This is a genomic window from Lentilactobacillus kisonensis DSM 19906 = JCM 15041, assembly GCF_001434135.1.
Classification (GTDB): Bacteria; Bacillota; Bacilli; order Lactobacillales; family Lactobacillaceae; genus Lentilactobacillus; species Lentilactobacillus kisonensis.
The window spans coordinates 96,803-110,937 of sequence record NZ_AZEB01000006.1 but is presented as its reverse complement, the minus strand read 5'-3'; the positions used below and the strand labels follow the sequence as shown (position 1 = coordinate 110,937).

At 42.4% G+C, this 14,135-nt stretch carries 12 protein-coding genes; 5 read left to right on the top strand and 7 right to left on the bottom strand.

Annotated features, from left to right (window positions below):
* Nucleotides 1-63 precede the first annotated feature (63 nt).
* Nucleotides 64-1,647, bottom strand: a complete 1,584-nt coding sequence (locus FC98_RS15115) for a DUF5776 domain-containing protein (RefSeq protein WP_008855984.1) — start codon at nucleotides 1,645-1,647, stop codon at nucleotides 64-66.
* Between the two features lie 387 nt (nucleotides 1,648-2,034).
* Between FC98_RS15115 and rlmD the strand changes: the two genes are divergently transcribed.
* Nucleotides 2,035-3,420 carry a 23S rRNA (uracil(1939)-C(5))-methyltransferase RlmD gene (gene rlmD, locus FC98_RS04705; protein ID WP_008855982.1) on the top strand — a complete coding sequence of 462 codons (1,386 nt, stop codon included), beginning with the start codon at nucleotides 2,035-2,037 and terminating at the stop codon, nucleotides 3,418-3,420.
* 20 nt (nucleotides 3,421-3,440) lie between these two features.
* Nucleotides 3,441-3,875, top strand: coding sequence for a hypothetical protein (locus FC98_RS04700; RefSeq protein WP_008855983.1), 435 nt, complete (start codon nucleotides 3,441-3,443; stop codon nucleotides 3,873-3,875).
* Nucleotides 3,876-4,394: 519 nt separating this feature from the next.
* Here FC98_RS04700 and glpK read toward each other — a convergent pair.
* Nucleotides 4,395-5,918, bottom strand: coding sequence for a glycerol kinase GlpK (gene glpK / locus FC98_RS04695; RefSeq protein ID WP_054655649.1), 1,524 nt, complete (start codon nucleotides 5,916-5,918; stop codon nucleotides 4,395-4,397).
* Nucleotides 5,919-6,106: 188 nt separating this feature from the next.
* Entirely contained in the window at nucleotides 6,107-6,346 is a 240-nt protein-coding gene (locus FC98_RS04690; RefSeq protein ID WP_054655647.1) for a hypothetical protein, read from the bottom strand.
* A gap of 156 nt (nucleotides 6,347-6,502) precedes the next feature.
* Here FC98_RS04690 and FC98_RS04685 point away from each other — a divergent pair, with 156 nt between their 5' ends.
* Entirely contained in the window at nucleotides 6,503-6,706 is a 204-nt protein-coding gene (locus FC98_RS04685) for a hypothetical protein (protein WP_155805071.1), read from the top strand.
* A 784-nt stretch (nucleotides 6,707-7,490) separates the two neighbouring features.
* Here the strand turns inward: FC98_RS04685 and FC98_RS04680 are convergent.
* On the bottom strand, nucleotides 7,491-8,117 hold the full coding sequence (locus tag FC98_RS04680; RefSeq protein WP_056949263.1) for a hypothetical protein: 627 nt from the start codon (nucleotides 8,115-8,117) through the stop codon (nucleotides 7,491-7,493).
* A 136-nt stretch (nucleotides 8,118-8,253) separates the two neighbouring features.
* Here FC98_RS04680 and FC98_RS04675 point away from each other — a divergent pair, with 136 nt between their 5' ends.
* Nucleotides 8,254-8,910, top strand: coding sequence for a YczE/YyaS/YitT family protein (locus FC98_RS04675; RefSeq protein WP_008856028.1), 657 nt, complete (start codon nucleotides 8,254-8,256; stop codon nucleotides 8,908-8,910).
* Here the strand turns inward: FC98_RS04675 and FC98_RS04670 are convergent.
* Nucleotides 8,888-9,742: an alpha/beta hydrolase gene (locus FC98_RS04670; protein ID WP_040471101.1), complete on the bottom strand. Its 855-nt coding sequence runs from the start codon at nucleotides 9,740-9,742 to the stop codon at nucleotides 8,888-8,890. The genes FC98_RS04675 and FC98_RS04670 overlap by 23 nt on opposite strands.
* 1,304 nt (nucleotides 9,743-11,046) lie before the next feature.
* Here FC98_RS04670 and FC98_RS04665 point away from each other — a divergent pair.
* Nucleotides 11,047-11,313, top strand: a complete 267-nt coding sequence (locus tag FC98_RS04665; protein ID WP_008856025.1) for a type II toxin-antitoxin system YafQ family toxin — start codon at nucleotides 11,047-11,049, stop codon at nucleotides 11,311-11,313.
* Between the two features lie 78 nt (nucleotides 11,314-11,391).
* Here FC98_RS04665 and FC98_RS04660 read toward each other — a convergent pair whose 3' ends face one another.
* Together FC98_RS04660 and FC98_RS04655 are read right to left on the bottom strand one after the other, a co-directional pair.
* Nucleotides 11,392-12,408 (bottom strand): LacI family DNA-binding transcriptional regulator, encoded by a 1,017-nt coding sequence (locus tag FC98_RS04660; RefSeq protein WP_008856024.1) that lies wholly within the window; start codon nucleotides 12,406-12,408, stop codon nucleotides 11,392-11,394.
* An 88-nt stretch (nucleotides 12,409-12,496) separates the two neighbouring features.
* Nucleotides 12,497-13,804: an SLC45 family MFS transporter gene (locus FC98_RS04655; RefSeq protein WP_235803583.1), complete on the bottom strand. Its 1,308-nt coding sequence runs from the start codon at nucleotides 13,802-13,804 to the stop codon at nucleotides 12,497-12,499.
* Nucleotides 13,805-14,135 lie beyond the last annotated feature (331 nt).

Below are 14,135 nucleotides of genomic sequence, written 5' to 3'. Positions count from 1 at the left end.
TCCGAGAAAGTTTTGTCTTCCCGAAACTCTTTAATTAAACTTAAAATATAATATGCTTAATTTTTAGTAATTACCCTGAATAATTAGCTTCTTATTCGCCGTAACATAATCACCATTACTCAATTGATAACGACTAGTCAAATTATGCTTAACAATCTTCTTAACTGTCAATCGAGTACCCTTCTTATAATTCTTAACTTTCTTAGTTAAGTTAGCATTTTTATAAGCATTGATACCCTTCTTGTTAATGACGGTAATCTTCTTGTTCTTCGGCGTTGTCTGGTAGTAAACATTTACAACGTACTTGCGGCTTGCGGTAATATAGCCCACCTTGTTAGCGGTCTTCTTGCCGTGGTTGACGTCGCGAACTTTGTATCTCAACGTGCCATTGTTGGAACGGGCATAACCAGTTACGACAAACATTGGTCGGTTAACCCGCTTGGCCTTTGGATATTTAGCGATCCGTTGTGATTTCTTGAAATTAGCGTTCTTGTACATGTAGATGCCCTTGGCGGCGTATACAATAGCCCCTTTGGTAGTAATTGAACTATTACTTGATCTCTTCGAGGTAGCTTGCGTTGCCGGCTCAGTAGCCGTGGCAGTTGAACTGCTCGAAGATACCGTTGGAACGCTGTTCGTGGTAGACGCGTTATTACCATTGTTAGATGGGACAATCACAGTACCGGAATTACCACCATTACCGCCCCCATTATCTGGATTGTTTTTAGCTGGAATCGTTACATTAAAGGTATGAGTAATGGTTGAATCAACACCACTTGTTAGCGTGAATGTCAAGGTCTTGCCGGCTTCGGCAGGATTATCAAGACCGGTTATTTTTCCGTTAGCGTCAATAGTAACGTTCGCATCACCACCAGTCCACGTTGGATCAATATAACCGTTTTGACTCAATTGGAGTGTCTTAGCCCCCGAAGGAGCGGTTATTGAACTCGGACTAGTCGTGTCAGTAATGTCAGTTGATTTCGCTGCTGAATCAAATGCATATGAATAGCTGATGTTCGGGGTATACTTTCCATCATTGTTGAAGAAAGCATAAAATGCGCCAGTTAACTTAGTTAGATCTGCAGGTCGATTTGCAGCAGGAACGATCTTTACAACAACGACATCCCCAGGTTTAACAGTTGAAATTCCAGAAACGGCGCTATTATTATCCGTTGCAATTTTTAATTGATCATTTGGAACCTGTTGGCCGTTGGGATCGTACTCCTGAGCTGTCGTCGTTGCAGCAATACTGTATGGCCATTGACTACCATAAACCGGATCGTTATCAGCACCGTCAAACAGCCCAACGCTACTAACAGTTAGAGTTTGTCCAACGAGAGAAGGATCTTCAGCCGTATCAGCCGTTAATTGAATACTCTCTGGAATGGGAGTTGGCTGGGTTAATGAATTAGGCTTTTCGTAGAAGTTCGTATCCTTATAAAGAGTGTAAGAAACTCCTGGAGTGGAACCCCAAAAATCTAACGCCCATTTTCCTGCGCTCTTGTTGCTTAAATCAAATGACGTTTCAGCAGCATGAGCCACCATCATACCACTTGGCATATTAGTATTGATTGTAACGGCAACTCCTGCCGCAGTGAAAGCTAAAGCCCCAGCAAATAAAAGTGGTAATATTTTCTTCTTTTTCATTTATGAATCCCCCTCAAAACTATTTTTGAAAACAGTCCCATCTGTAATAACTAATCCCCTGATCATTATGTCACCGTTTCCATAACTCAATTGTATTATGGTGCCCCCCCCGAGTCAATATGAACGATTAGTTATATTTATTGCGGTGGAGGCCTTTTTGGATGCTCAAGGTTGTTTTAAATCTAGTAATTTCTGAGACTCTACTTTTACATAGATTAGGACCGCTCCGCAAAGCAGAAGTCTGCACCTAAGCTAACTCATTCAAAAATCCCAAGCCCAGGGATTTTTGAATGAGTTAACTTAGGCTCCGACTTCTAACCGCTTTGCTACGCTCACTCTTCTTTCTGTGCTATCATACTTAATAACTACAATAATAAGGACGGTTCAATGGATAACAATAAAACAGAAGTTCACGTAAATTTTGGTGAACAATTTACAATTCAAATTAAGCGCCTCGGTATCAACGGCGAAGGGATCGGGTACTACGAACGGAAACTGGTTTTCGTTCCCGGTGCACTGCCAACCGAAAAAGTGCTTGTCGAAGTTGTTGAGGACCTGAAGAATTTTATTCGGGCAACCCTAGTCAACGTTGTGGTAAAAAGCAAGGATCGGGTGGACCCAGTTGACAGTTATGCCAATAAAGTTGGTGGCTTTGAGCTTGAAAATCTCGCTTACCCAGCTCAATTAGCCTTTAAACGTGATATCATTCACGATTCTCTCGAAAAATATCAACCAACTGGTTACCGAAAATTTAAATTACTACCAACGATTGGGATGGACGATCCCACCGGTTATAGAAATAAAGCGACCTTTCAAATCCGCGAAGACCGCAATGGCAACGTGATCGCCGGCCTGTACAAGACTCGGAGCCATGAAGTTGTTGATTTAAAAACATCCGCACTGCAATACCCCTTGACGATGAAAGTCATGCGGGCAATTGTAACGATGATTCAAGACTTGAAGATTCCCGTTTATAATGAAGAAAAGAATGCCGGGATCATCAAAACAGTTGTCGTCAGAGCTGCGGTGGCCACCAACGAGGTGCAAGTCACCTTCATCACCCAAAGCAAGAAATTACTTAAAAAGCATCAATTGGTTGAACGGATTCACACCGAGCTGCCTGAAGTCGTTTCAATCATGCAAAATGTGAATCCAGGCAAAACGTCACTAATCTGGGGCGATGAAACTGTTCATGTTGACGGCAAGGAAACAATCACTGAAATCCTAAACGGTCTCAAATTTGATTTGTCTGCCCGGGCATTTTTACAGGTTAACCCCACGATGACATCGGTCTTATATAAAGAAGCATTCAAGGCATTAGACCTCAAAGGAAACGAAAAATTAGTCGATGCCTATTCTGGTGTTGGGACCATTGGACTCTCGGTTGCGAATCAAGTTCGAGAAGTCCGGGGAATGGATACGATTAAGGACGCCGTGGATGACGCAAATGCTAATTCGGTTCGAAACGGGATTATCAATACCCTCTACGAAGTGGGCGAAGCTGAAAAGCTGTTACCGCTTTGGATTGAAGACGGCTGGCGGCCAAACGCACTAATCGTTGATCCACCGCGTACGGGCCTCGCTGATTCATTAATTGACACAATTTTAGAGATCGTTCCAAAAAAATTCGTTTATATTTCATGTAACCCATCGACTTTAGCTCGAGATCTAGTAAAATTAACCCAGAAGTATAACGTTGAATATATCCAATCAGTTGATTTAATTCCACAAACGGCTAGGTGCGAATGTGTGGTTAAGTTCAAAAAGAAATAGACTGAACGAGGAGGCAGACAATGCAAAATCCATTTGGTAATGGAAATAACGACGATAATAATGATGATCAAAACAATTTATTGCCAATCCCACCAAACTTCGCGACGGTGGTGAATAAGGAAAACGGTCAGATTAGAATTGCCAAAGTTGGCCTTTCCTGGACAGCACTGTGGTTCAGTATTCTGGTGCCGGTGTTTCGATCAGATTGGTATAATTTCCTTTGTATGACAGCCATTCAGCTAATTGTCGCAATGGGCTTGTCAATGCAGATGAGCGAGCCGCTACAACTTACCTGGACATTTGCTTCATATGGGTTAGGAATTTTATGGCTGTTCATCTATAACATGATGTACTTCAAGCATCTGTTTAATTTAGGATTTGTGCCTGCAGATCAACGGTCAAAAGAGCTCCTCATCAATTTTAAATATTGGCGAGAACCAGAAGACAAACAGTGAGCGGAGCAAAGCGGTTAGGAATCGGAGTGTAAGTCTCCTGTTGAAAGGATTCCCGGGTTTGGAATTTTTTCAACAGGTGCTTACACTCCGATTCCTGCTTTGCGGAGCGGTCCTAATATGTAGTGAGTCTGGCAAAGCAGTTAGAAAGCGGAGCCTAAGTTAGGTTGTTCAGAAATCCTGGTTTTGGATTTTTGAACGGAGTAGCTTAGGTGCAGCTTCCTGCTTGGTGTAGCACGTTTCCGCTATGTTGCCCAAAAAAGCAATCTCCACACCCTAAGTAATCGATATACACAAATTTCCGTTTTACAAACCGACTCTAATTTAAAACAAAAAAAATAATCACAATTTCAAAATTTCAAAAGCAAAAAAACAAGACACGACCTATAAAAAAATATGTCGTATCCCGTTTATCGACAGAAATTTGAAATAAAAATAGATTTCAATACGAATTATCAAAACAAAAAGTAGTTGTCCCCTTGGAAATTCAATTCCAAGAAGGCAACTACTTTTTGTGATTATCTATTCTTCATCGTCATCATCTGGCTTAAACGCCCTTGCCGCATTAACCGCAGCCTTCCAGCCACGATATAGCCGTTTGCGTTTTGCCTTATCCATTTCGGGGGTGAAAGTGCGGCCCTCAGCGGCCAATCCCTTCACCTCATCAATATCTTTCCAGTACCCAACGGCTAAGCCAGCTAAGATGGCCGCCCCAAAGGCAGTGGTGTTCTCATCGGCAGCCCGTTCGATTGGAATGTCTAACATATCTGCTTGAAATTGCATCAAGTAGCGATTTCGGGATGCCCCACCATCGGCTCTCAATGCCGGAATATACATGTCCGTATCCCGCTCCATCGTTCGGATTATATCCTTAGTGCCGTATGCAATCGATTGGAGGGTTGCTTTAACAAAGTCGTCCTTGGTTGTCCCGCGGGTTAGGCCAAACACCGCCCCACGAACTTCTTGTTCCCAATAGGGTGCGCCTAAGCCGTTAAAGGCTGGCACAACGTATATTTCATCGTCATCGGTCGACCGCATCGCCGCATCCCTGGTTTCAGCAACGTTATCAATCAAGCCCATTTGGTCACTCAACCACGTCAGGGCCGTCCCAGCCGCAAAAATTGAGCCTTCGAGGGCATAGGTTACCTGACCGCCAATATTATAAGCAATTGTAGTCAGTAGGTTGTCATCAGATAATTCCGGCTTCGACCCCGTATTCATCATGATGAAGGCCCCATCACCGTACGTATTTTTGATCATCCCCGGTTCAAACGCCAGTTGGCCAATCAACGCAGCTGACTGGTCACCAGCAATCCCGGCAATCGGCACTTCAATCCCGTAAAATTGGTAATTCTTAGTTGTCCCATATAGCTCGCTTGAGGTTTTAACGATTGGTAAAATTCGGCGGGGGATATTTAACAATTTCAAAATATCATCGTCCCACCGAAGCGCATGAATATTAAATAGCATGGTTCGACTCGCATTGGAAAAGTCGGTCACGTGATATTCGCCGCCAGATAATTTCCAAACCAGCCAGCTATCAACGGTTCCGAAAAGCAATTCGCCCTTCTCAGCGCGTTCCTGAGCCCCTTCAACGTGATCTAAAATCCATCGCACCTTGGTAGCCGAAAAATATGAATCAATGATTAAGCCCGTTTTCTTATGAATCAGATTGGCATAACCCTCATCCTTTAATTTCCGGGCTAAGGGCGCCGTCTGCTTAGATTGCCAGCCAATCGCATTATAAATGGGATCGCCGGTCTCTTTATCCCAAATAATTGTTGATTCCCGCTGGTTAACAATGCCAATCCCAGAAATATCTTCCGGGTGAATGCCGGCATCGATAAAGGCTGAAGAAATAGTGCTTAACACTGAAGTCCAGATTTCGTTTGGGTCAGTTTCAATCCAACCCGTATGCGGAATAATTTGTTTAACTGGTTTGTATGCTTCAATAACTTTCCGACCATTATGATCAAAAATCATGGCCCGGGTGCTTGTCGTCCCTTGGTCGATTGATAAAATATATTTAGGTTGATCTGTTAGCATGACGTTCACTCCAATCGATGAAAATACATGTCCTATTATACAAAGTTATTTTCATCCAATGCAATTTTTATAACTTCGTTGATTTATTTTTATACTAAAAAAGCACATTATGAACTATACCATAATGTACCGTTTATTTCAATTTGCTATTCAATCAATGATCGTGAACAATAAATCAACTAGACCAATTATCGCTTAACTTGGACGTGAATATCGTCACCATTATCATTTAGTTCTTCATCATAACTAAAATCAGCATCCGTAAAGTAATGCTTAATTTCTTTATTAACATTTTCAAGTGGTCGATGATCCCCGTCCTGGCGGTTAATTGTGATCTCGTATTCCTTCTTATCGTCGTCGGTGTTTACAAAATCGTAAATAACATCAACGGTATTTAAAATTTCTTGAATCAATTGGCGTTCAGTCATTTTAATACCCCTTTCAATTACCTTATATATACACTTTAGCGCTAATTTGGAAAAAGTGTTACCAAAACTTTTCATATTTTAGCTAACCAGCAAAAAATGTTTACATTCCGCGCTTTGGTGAACTATACTTAAGTCTATCATACAGAGGTGATGTTGATGACTATCGCAGCTAAAGAATTTTCAAGTGAGTTGATGGCTGCTTACAAAGCAGGTAAGCTGGTCTCAATTCAAATTCCCGATGGCACAATTACCGGCGGAGTCGCCGCGGTTAACGATGATCAAGCATTCATAAAGCGTCCAGCCAAGGGCGTGATGGTCATCAAACTTGACGACATTCGTAAGGTAAACGTGCTCAATTAGATACAGTGACTGATCTTTAGGTTAGCAATTATTTAGAACTAGGACATTGGTGTTTAGATCCCAGAAATTAGTAAAGAAGGGCTATTATTCCTGGCTGGGATAATGGCCCTTCTTTGTTAACTGGCAGGAACCTGCCCACTGCTTAATCACTATAAGGGGTGCCCAAAGTTGTCATTACAAATGGGAAGATAACTAATGTCTCAGCCTCTTATGGAGACTTCTCACCTTCGTTTCTATGGCAAACTAAAACGACCACTAGACACAATTTTTGTCTGATGGTCGTTTGTGGCTGTGGCGCTATTCTTTTATTACATATTTACATATGATAGATGTACTTTAACGTGATTGTGTAGTAACGCAGGGCTGAAACAGCTCAATACTTAGCTTACTACATATAAAGTCTTCGTAATCAACTTCCCTGGTTACACAGTGATAATGTGCTGTGACGTGACTAAACTTACACAGATTAGGACCGCTCCGCAAAGCATAAGTCTGCGCCTAGGTTAAGCACAGGTTTGGAGATTAAGCTTACTATACTGCTCTCTTGGCACCCTAGCAGAAACGTGCTCCACCAAGCAGAAAGCTGCACCTAAGCCACTCCGTTCAAAAATCCAAGCCCAGGATGCATTTCTCATATGTTTAGGTCTAATTTCTTTAAGCCTCATAGATTAGGACCGCTCCGCAAAGCAATAACCTGCGTGTAAGCACCTTTGAGAAAAATTCCAGGCCCGGGAATTTCTCTCAAAGGAGACTTACACTCCGGTTATTAACCGCTTTGCTACGCTCACTTATTCTTTTCATACAATATCTGCTCAAACTTCTCCCTAAGGCTTTCCGTCAGCATAATCATATTCTTTGGAACTCGGTTGACACTGAAGTCAAAACAGAATCTCAACGGGACACCCATGTTGTAATCTTCCTCATAAGCCCTTACTCGCTTTGGGTCAACTTCTCTGGTATAGCCCATCAGGTATTTCATGCCAACGCGTTTATGGGAATCCCACTTTGACGCATCTTTATGACCCGTTAATAAGTCACCAACTTTGATTGAGTCCAATGCCCGCACCAATGTTTCGGCGTTACTTATTTTATGCTGGACACCAAGGAAAACAAAGTAGCGTCTCATCACTGGGATCACCGACGTAAAGAAAACATTAGTGGCCGCAATTTTTTTGGGAAATAATGTTAACACAACTTCTTTTACTGATTTTGCAGAATATCGCCTCAGACTACGTAATTGATATTTATAGGCCAAGCCAACAAATGCTTGGGTAATATAAAAAGCAGCCGCCTTTTCTGGCTTACTTAACTTTTGAAATGAGCGGGTCGTCCGAAAGCAATTAAACAATAGACGATTATTTTCAACGTTTTTTTCGGCTTCAACTTCCGAATAAGCTGTTTGTTGTTGCACAAGACCGCCCCCTCTACCTATGATATTAACACGACTCGCCTCATATAAGCATGAATTTGACCCTAAGCGTTTTCAAAGCTACCGAAATATTATACAATGAAGTTCATTGTAACCTTAAGGAGAAATCGACTACATAATGGCTAAACTACAGGATTTTAATCAACGCTTCTATTACCTCTGCCTATCAATAATTATTAACGCGGCTGGCAACGCACTGGCTATCTCAAGCAACCTTGGTAGCGCAGTTTGGACTGGCTCTGCCGTTAACCTTTCCAAATGGGTTAACATCCCACTGGGCAACACTTTATTCATTTACGGAATCATCGTCACCATCGCCAACCAACTACTGATTGGCTCATTTGATCGCCGGCGGTTTTTCTCGAACCTGTTGTTTACCCTGCCATTCAGTTACTTAGTACAATTTGCTCAGTTCATTTTCGATTCTCTGGGCGTTCCCACCATGGACTTCTGGGCGCGGGTCATTCTAGACATCATCGGCCTATTTGGTGTGGCCGTCGCCGTTTCGATGTATTCACGGGCTAACCTCATCATGCATCCCAATGACGATCTCGCTTACATCATCCGTTTTAAATTCATTCATGGCAGCGCGATTCTATCACAATGGCTCAGCTACATCCCACCGGTCATCATCATTACGATTGCCTACTTCGCGACTGGCAAAGTATATGCAATCGGCTTTGGAACGGCTTTTGCCCTGATTTTCCAAGGTGCGATGATGAAATGGTCAGACACGCACGCCTTTCCAAAGCTTAAGCACCACGTTGATCTCTAGTAAACGTCACAATTTGTTTCTTAGTCTTCTTAGTTTCCGGTAACTTATCCCAGAGAATATAATCGTGAAACGCATCCCGAAAACTTATGACATCAATGGTCATATTTGTCGTTGCCGTTAAGGTAGTGGCAAATTTTTTGTCATTTGGGGCAAGAAGCTCATTTTCACCATAAAAAAGCTGGAGGGACCCGGTTAACGAGTCACTTGGCGAAAATACGTCCAGCCACTGCCCGTTAGAAAGGCCATCAGTAAATTCGGCCGCAATTTGCCTAAGAACATCAATATCTAACATCACATCATTTGTAGCCCTGCTAACAACCTGGGCATCGGTTAACTCGAAATCCAGCCAGGGTGAAATAAGCGAGGTGCCGGCAATTTTATCCGGATACCGAAACAGTAGCTGAACAGCAAGCGCCGCGCCAGCAGAATCCGCCACTAGAAAAGTGGGTAGCCCGTTAGCTACGACCGCCTGCAATGCTGAAGTAGCAAAATTAAGCATGTCAGCACTTGAATACGTTGGTAGTAATGGAAAGTCAGCAATCTGTAATCGACTTTCTGTTTGAGTGGCAATTGATCTGATCATCTGCAGTTGGTCATCATTCATCGGAACCCGAAACGCCCCGCCATGAAAATAAAGAATTTGGCTTTTTGGGGCAGTACTGGTGTCAATCGTTACCAGCTGGCCTGAATTGAGGTGGTGAATCAACCCAATGTCTGGATTGTTCTTGAAGATATTAACTTTTTGATTTGGGTGTAAAAAACTGTGCGCAACGGTTTGCTTATAGTTCTGGGTTTTAAACTGCTTCGTCAGCCGTCTAGCCATGAAACTCATCCAACCGCCCCCTTTACTTAAGATTACTACATTCGCTGACGAAATGAAGTGATTGACATTTTTTGCAAAGTTCACACTTTCTTCACAATTTATTCATTTTTTAGCAACATTCGTCAATTATAGTTGTATTTGAAATGTGAGTTTACTAATAGCTCATGTTAGTAACAAATTAAATCCCCCTTTAATTTATTACTTTTATATTCATATTCTTCCCCTAGAATATAGGTATCTTGAGATAAGACATCCCCGTGTCTTATCCTTTTTTCTACTTGAACTTATTTTGTCTCTCCCCCAATACAAAGATGAGCGGAGTCAGGCGCTTAGAAACTGGAATTTTTGACCAAGAAGTTTCTGCCTGACGCAGCTGTCCTAGACAAGATAAAGAATATTTTTGGAAGAACTGTGACAATAATCTTTGCCATGGTTCTTTTTTAATCCATCCGCTAAAAGTTACATACTATCTTTTTGTCAGTTCACAAAAAAATCATATTTTCGCCATTTTTTAGTAATATTTGTCCTGTATATTAAAAGCATGGAAAGAGATAAACAAAGTTTGTTTCTTCTCACCCCCCAATAACGAGTGATAAATTAATCCCCCCATTAATTTGTTGCTTTTCATATTCATATTCCCCTCAGAATATTGATACTATAAAGATAAGGCCTCCCCCGCCTTATCTTTTTTTGTCGAGTGAGCGGAGCAAAGCGGTTAGAAGCCGGAGCCTAAGTTGTCCCGCTCAAAAATCCCTGGGCTTGGGATTTTTGAGCGGGACGGCTTAGGTGCAGGCTTCTGCTTTGCGGAGCTGTCCTAATCTATGTAGCAGAGCAATAACTGAATGGGCTTGGATTTTAGTTGGAACCACCTTATATGTTTAGCGTCAGTTGCTCTGAGCACAATTCCACTACATAAAGGAGAAATTACAACACCACACCCGAAATCCTGGTTTTAGGGATTTTGGGTTTCCTTACCTTATACATTAAACGTCAGCTTTTCGGAGCACAATTCCACTATGTAAGGGACCAAATCCCCGGGCTTGGGAGTTTTGAGCGGGACGGCTCAGGTGCAGGCTTCTGCTTTGCGGAGCTGTCCTAATCTATGTAGCAGAGTAATAACTGAATGGGCTTGGATTTTAATTGGGACCACCATATATGTTTACCATCAGTTGCTCTGAGCACTATTGCACTACATAAAACCACCCTCATCCCAGCTAACCCCATAATCCCTCAAAGACACATATTCATTCTCCACTCACTAGCAACCTCTAGTCATTTCCCCTATAATTAACAGCCAAGGAAGTGAGCCCATAATGCCCTATAAGCCAAAATATCAATCCCGATTTAAAAAACATTATCAAAATATGATCCGGGCAAATCGCTATAGTAAGGATGATTTTAGTAAAATAAAAGACCAACTATTAGCCGGCCACCCCATTGATGAAAAATACGATGACCACGTCATTAAAAGTCGTAAACCTCAACGTGCCCTTTTTATTAAGGGCAACTGGCTACTAATCTACGAAGTTGTTGGCGAAACCGTTCGCTTTTTGGACACTGGTAGACATGGCGATATTTAATAATCATAATTCCATAGAAAGCCCCTGATCCCAAGCAAACAGGAATCAGGGGCTTTCTATGGAATTATAATGCGTTTCTTACCTACTTTTGCCTAGATCACAAATACTCTCTCGTTCGACAATTTGCGTTGCCGTGTATTTCTGTTCAATCATCGGTTTCGCTGACTGCCCACCAAGTAATTGAAGGTACTTAACCCCCTCAATCCCCATCGAGTAAAAGTCCTGTGAAATGCTTGTCAACTGCGGTTGAACCATTTCACATATATCAGTGCCATCAATGCTTAGAATTGAAAGGTCTGAAGGAACTTTTAACCCTAAAATACGAGCTTGATTCAGCACACCAACACCCGCTGCGTCACTTCCTGCAATAACGGCGGTTAAGTCTGTGTCAGCACCATAATGCAGCATCGCCGCTTTTCCAGCGGCATAACTATAATCTCCCAATTGAACCCAGCTATCCCGTGGCGTTATATCAGCTTCCTTGAGTGCTTGCTGATAACCAGCTAATCGCAGTCGCCCGGTATAAGGATACTTATCAATTGCTGCTAAACCAATGTGTTGGTGGCCTTTCTTCAAAAGAAACTGGGTCGATTGATAGCCAATTTGCCAGTCATTAGAGCTAATAAAGGGAACCGTCTTCTTATCAAGGCTAATTGACAAAAAGCAAAACGGAATTTGTGAATTCTGAAGTAAGACCAGGTTGTCAGATGACAATGCAATCGATAGTAATAAAATTCCCCTAAGCGGTCTTTCTATAACCGTTGACAAAGCCTTTCTCTGTTCGATTGGATCGGCACTATGCGAGTAGACAATAATCAAGTTTAAGCCATTTTTTTCGGCTTCCGTTTGAATTCCCTCGATGATTTGACCAGCGAAACTAGTTTTAACGGAGCTAACCACCGCCGCAATCACGTTACTACGCTGTTTAACCAATTCCACTGCGGCCCGGTTCTTTTGATAACCTAATTCCTTAGCAACTTTTTGAATCTTTGCCGTCATCGCTGGACCAACGCCAGGCTTGTTGGAGAGAACCCGGGACACCGTTGATGGTGCAACCCCAATCTTACGAGCAATGTCTTTAATTGTTGCAGTCATTCGCCGGCCTCCTTCATCGTCAATCTAATCTTAATTTTAACCCGATACTCATAAAAAAATCATTAATTATCTTCAAATGGGCAAAGACTTATTTCCCTTCATGAACAATTAGGACAGAGAAGCCACCAATCACCATTGAAATAAATCCAATAACCATCATCATTGACTGACTGTTTCCAAGCATTGGGAAAATCAAGAAGCTTAAAAGCGAGCCAAAGATTTGTGGCAAACAAATAGCAATGTTAAATAATCCAAGATAGGCCCCTTCATTTTGACCATCTAGTGAGGAAGTCAAAAGCGTGAACGGTAACGTATTAATGGTAAAATTACCGATGCCATATAGAGCAAACGCTGCGAGGGCAACCCATTTGTTACCGGTCGTTGCCGTAATGATAATGCTAATGGCATCGGCGAACAAGCCAAATGAATACCAGAATTTCCGTTGGTTTGGCTTAGTTTTAGCATAAACAAATCCCCAAAGTAAGGCGGCAACGCTATAAAAGGCAGTCATCACACCATACCAATTTCCGGCTGCTTGGAACCCTGCGGATGCTGGATCAGTGGTATGCCAAATATTGTTAGCCATTGCACCAGTTGCGTATGTCCACGTATACATAATGCCAATCCAACTAAACAATTGAACAACGGCCAGTTCCCAGAAAGATCGGGGTGCAGTCTTAACTAAGCTCCAAAGACTGGGTGTTTTTGCAGCTTGTTTCTGTAAATCAATGCCATGATACTTTGCAAACGTTTCGGGATCATATTCCTTCACGTTGAAAATAGTCACAAAACTCGTTACCAACAAAACGGCGGCGCCAATCAGATAAGCCCAAATAACCGTGTTAGGCACCTTACCCTTAGAAGCGGTATTTGACATCCCAAGCATTGTTAGGATGTATGGTAATAGTGCGGCGAGGATGCCGCCAGCGTAACTGAAAATTTGTTGCCAGGACCAAACTAAATTCTTCTGATCGTTATTAACCATATCCCCTGCGAGCATCCGGTACGGGGCCAAACAAATGTTACTAAATAAATCCATCAATGCAATGGCAATGGCGGCGTATGACAGTGCCAATATTGACCCGTAACCAAATCCAAACGATCCTGTGAACGGCAGCATAATCATAACGATAACGGCAATGGGCGTCCCATAAAGCAAGTACGGAATCCGTCGCCCCCAACGAGTCCAGGTTTTGTCAGAGTATTTCCCCAATAGCGGCTGAACAATCATCCCTAATAACGGTGGTAGCAAAAAGAAGAAGCCCAAACTATTGGGATTAACCCCGATAGTTTGCGTAATCCGGCTCATTTGCGAACCCTGCAACGTAAACGCCATGTTAACCCCGATACAGCCAAACGTCATGGCAAAGATTGTTCTCAACGGCAACGTTGGCATTGAATGATCGGCCGCAATTTGTTCGGTTGCTTGATTAGCCTCTTGCGGTGAGGTAGTGGTAGTTTTTGACATATAATTTCCCCCCTAAGGAAAAGTGAGCGAAGCAAAGCGGTTAGGAATCAGAGCGTAAGTCTCCTGTAACGGAAATCCCCGGTTCTGGAATTTTTGTTACAGGTGCTTACGTACAGATTTCTGCTTTGCGCAGCTGTCCTATAAAAGTGAGCGAAGAAAAGAGATTAGAACTTGGAACATAAGTCTCCGCCAACAAAAATTCCTGAGCTTGGAATTTTTGTTGGTGGTGCTTATGCGCAGAGTTCTGCTTTGTGCAGCT

Bases quoted from the DNA above. Each gene is read 5' to 3' on its own strand.
- FC98_RS04685 (WP_155805071.1), top strand. From the start codon at position 6,503: ATGACTATCGCAGCTAAAGAATTTTCAAGTGAGTTGATGGCTGCTTAC.
- glpK (WP_054655649.1), bottom strand. From the start codon at position 5,918: ATGCTAACAGATCAACCTAAATATATTTTATCAATCGACCAAGGGACG.
- FC98_RS04655 (WP_235803583.1), bottom strand. From the start codon at position 13,804: ATGCCAACGTTGCCGTTGAGAACAATCTTTGCCATGACGTTTGGCTGT.
- FC98_RS04690 (WP_054655647.1), bottom strand. From the start codon at position 6,346: ATGACTGAACGCCAATTGATTCAAGAAATTTTAAATACCGTTGATGTT.
- FC98_RS04660 (WP_008856024.1), bottom strand. From the start codon at position 12,408: ATGACTGCAACAATTAAAGACATTGCTCGTAAGATTGGGGTTGCACCA.
- FC98_RS04675 (WP_008856028.1), top strand. From the start codon at position 8,254: ATGGCTAAACTACAGGATTTTAATCAACGCTTCTATTACCTCTGCCTA.
- FC98_RS15115 (WP_008855984.1), bottom strand. From the start codon at position 1,647: ATGAAAAAGAAGAAAATATTACCACTTTTATTTGCTGGGGCTTTAGCT.
- FC98_RS04700 (WP_008855983.1), top strand. From the start codon at position 3,441: ATGCAAAATCCATTTGGTAATGGAAATAACGACGATAATAATGATGAT.
- FC98_RS04670 (WP_040471101.1), bottom strand. From the start codon at position 9,742: ATGAGTTTCATGGCTAGACGGCTGACGAAGCAGTTTAAAACCCAGAAC.
- rlmD (WP_008855982.1), top strand. From the start codon at position 2,035: ATGGATAACAATAAAACAGAAGTTCACGTAAATTTTGGTGAACAATTT.
- FC98_RS04665 (WP_008856025.1), top strand. From the start codon at position 11,047: ATGCCCTATAAGCCAAAATATCAATCCCGATTTAAAAAACATTATCAA.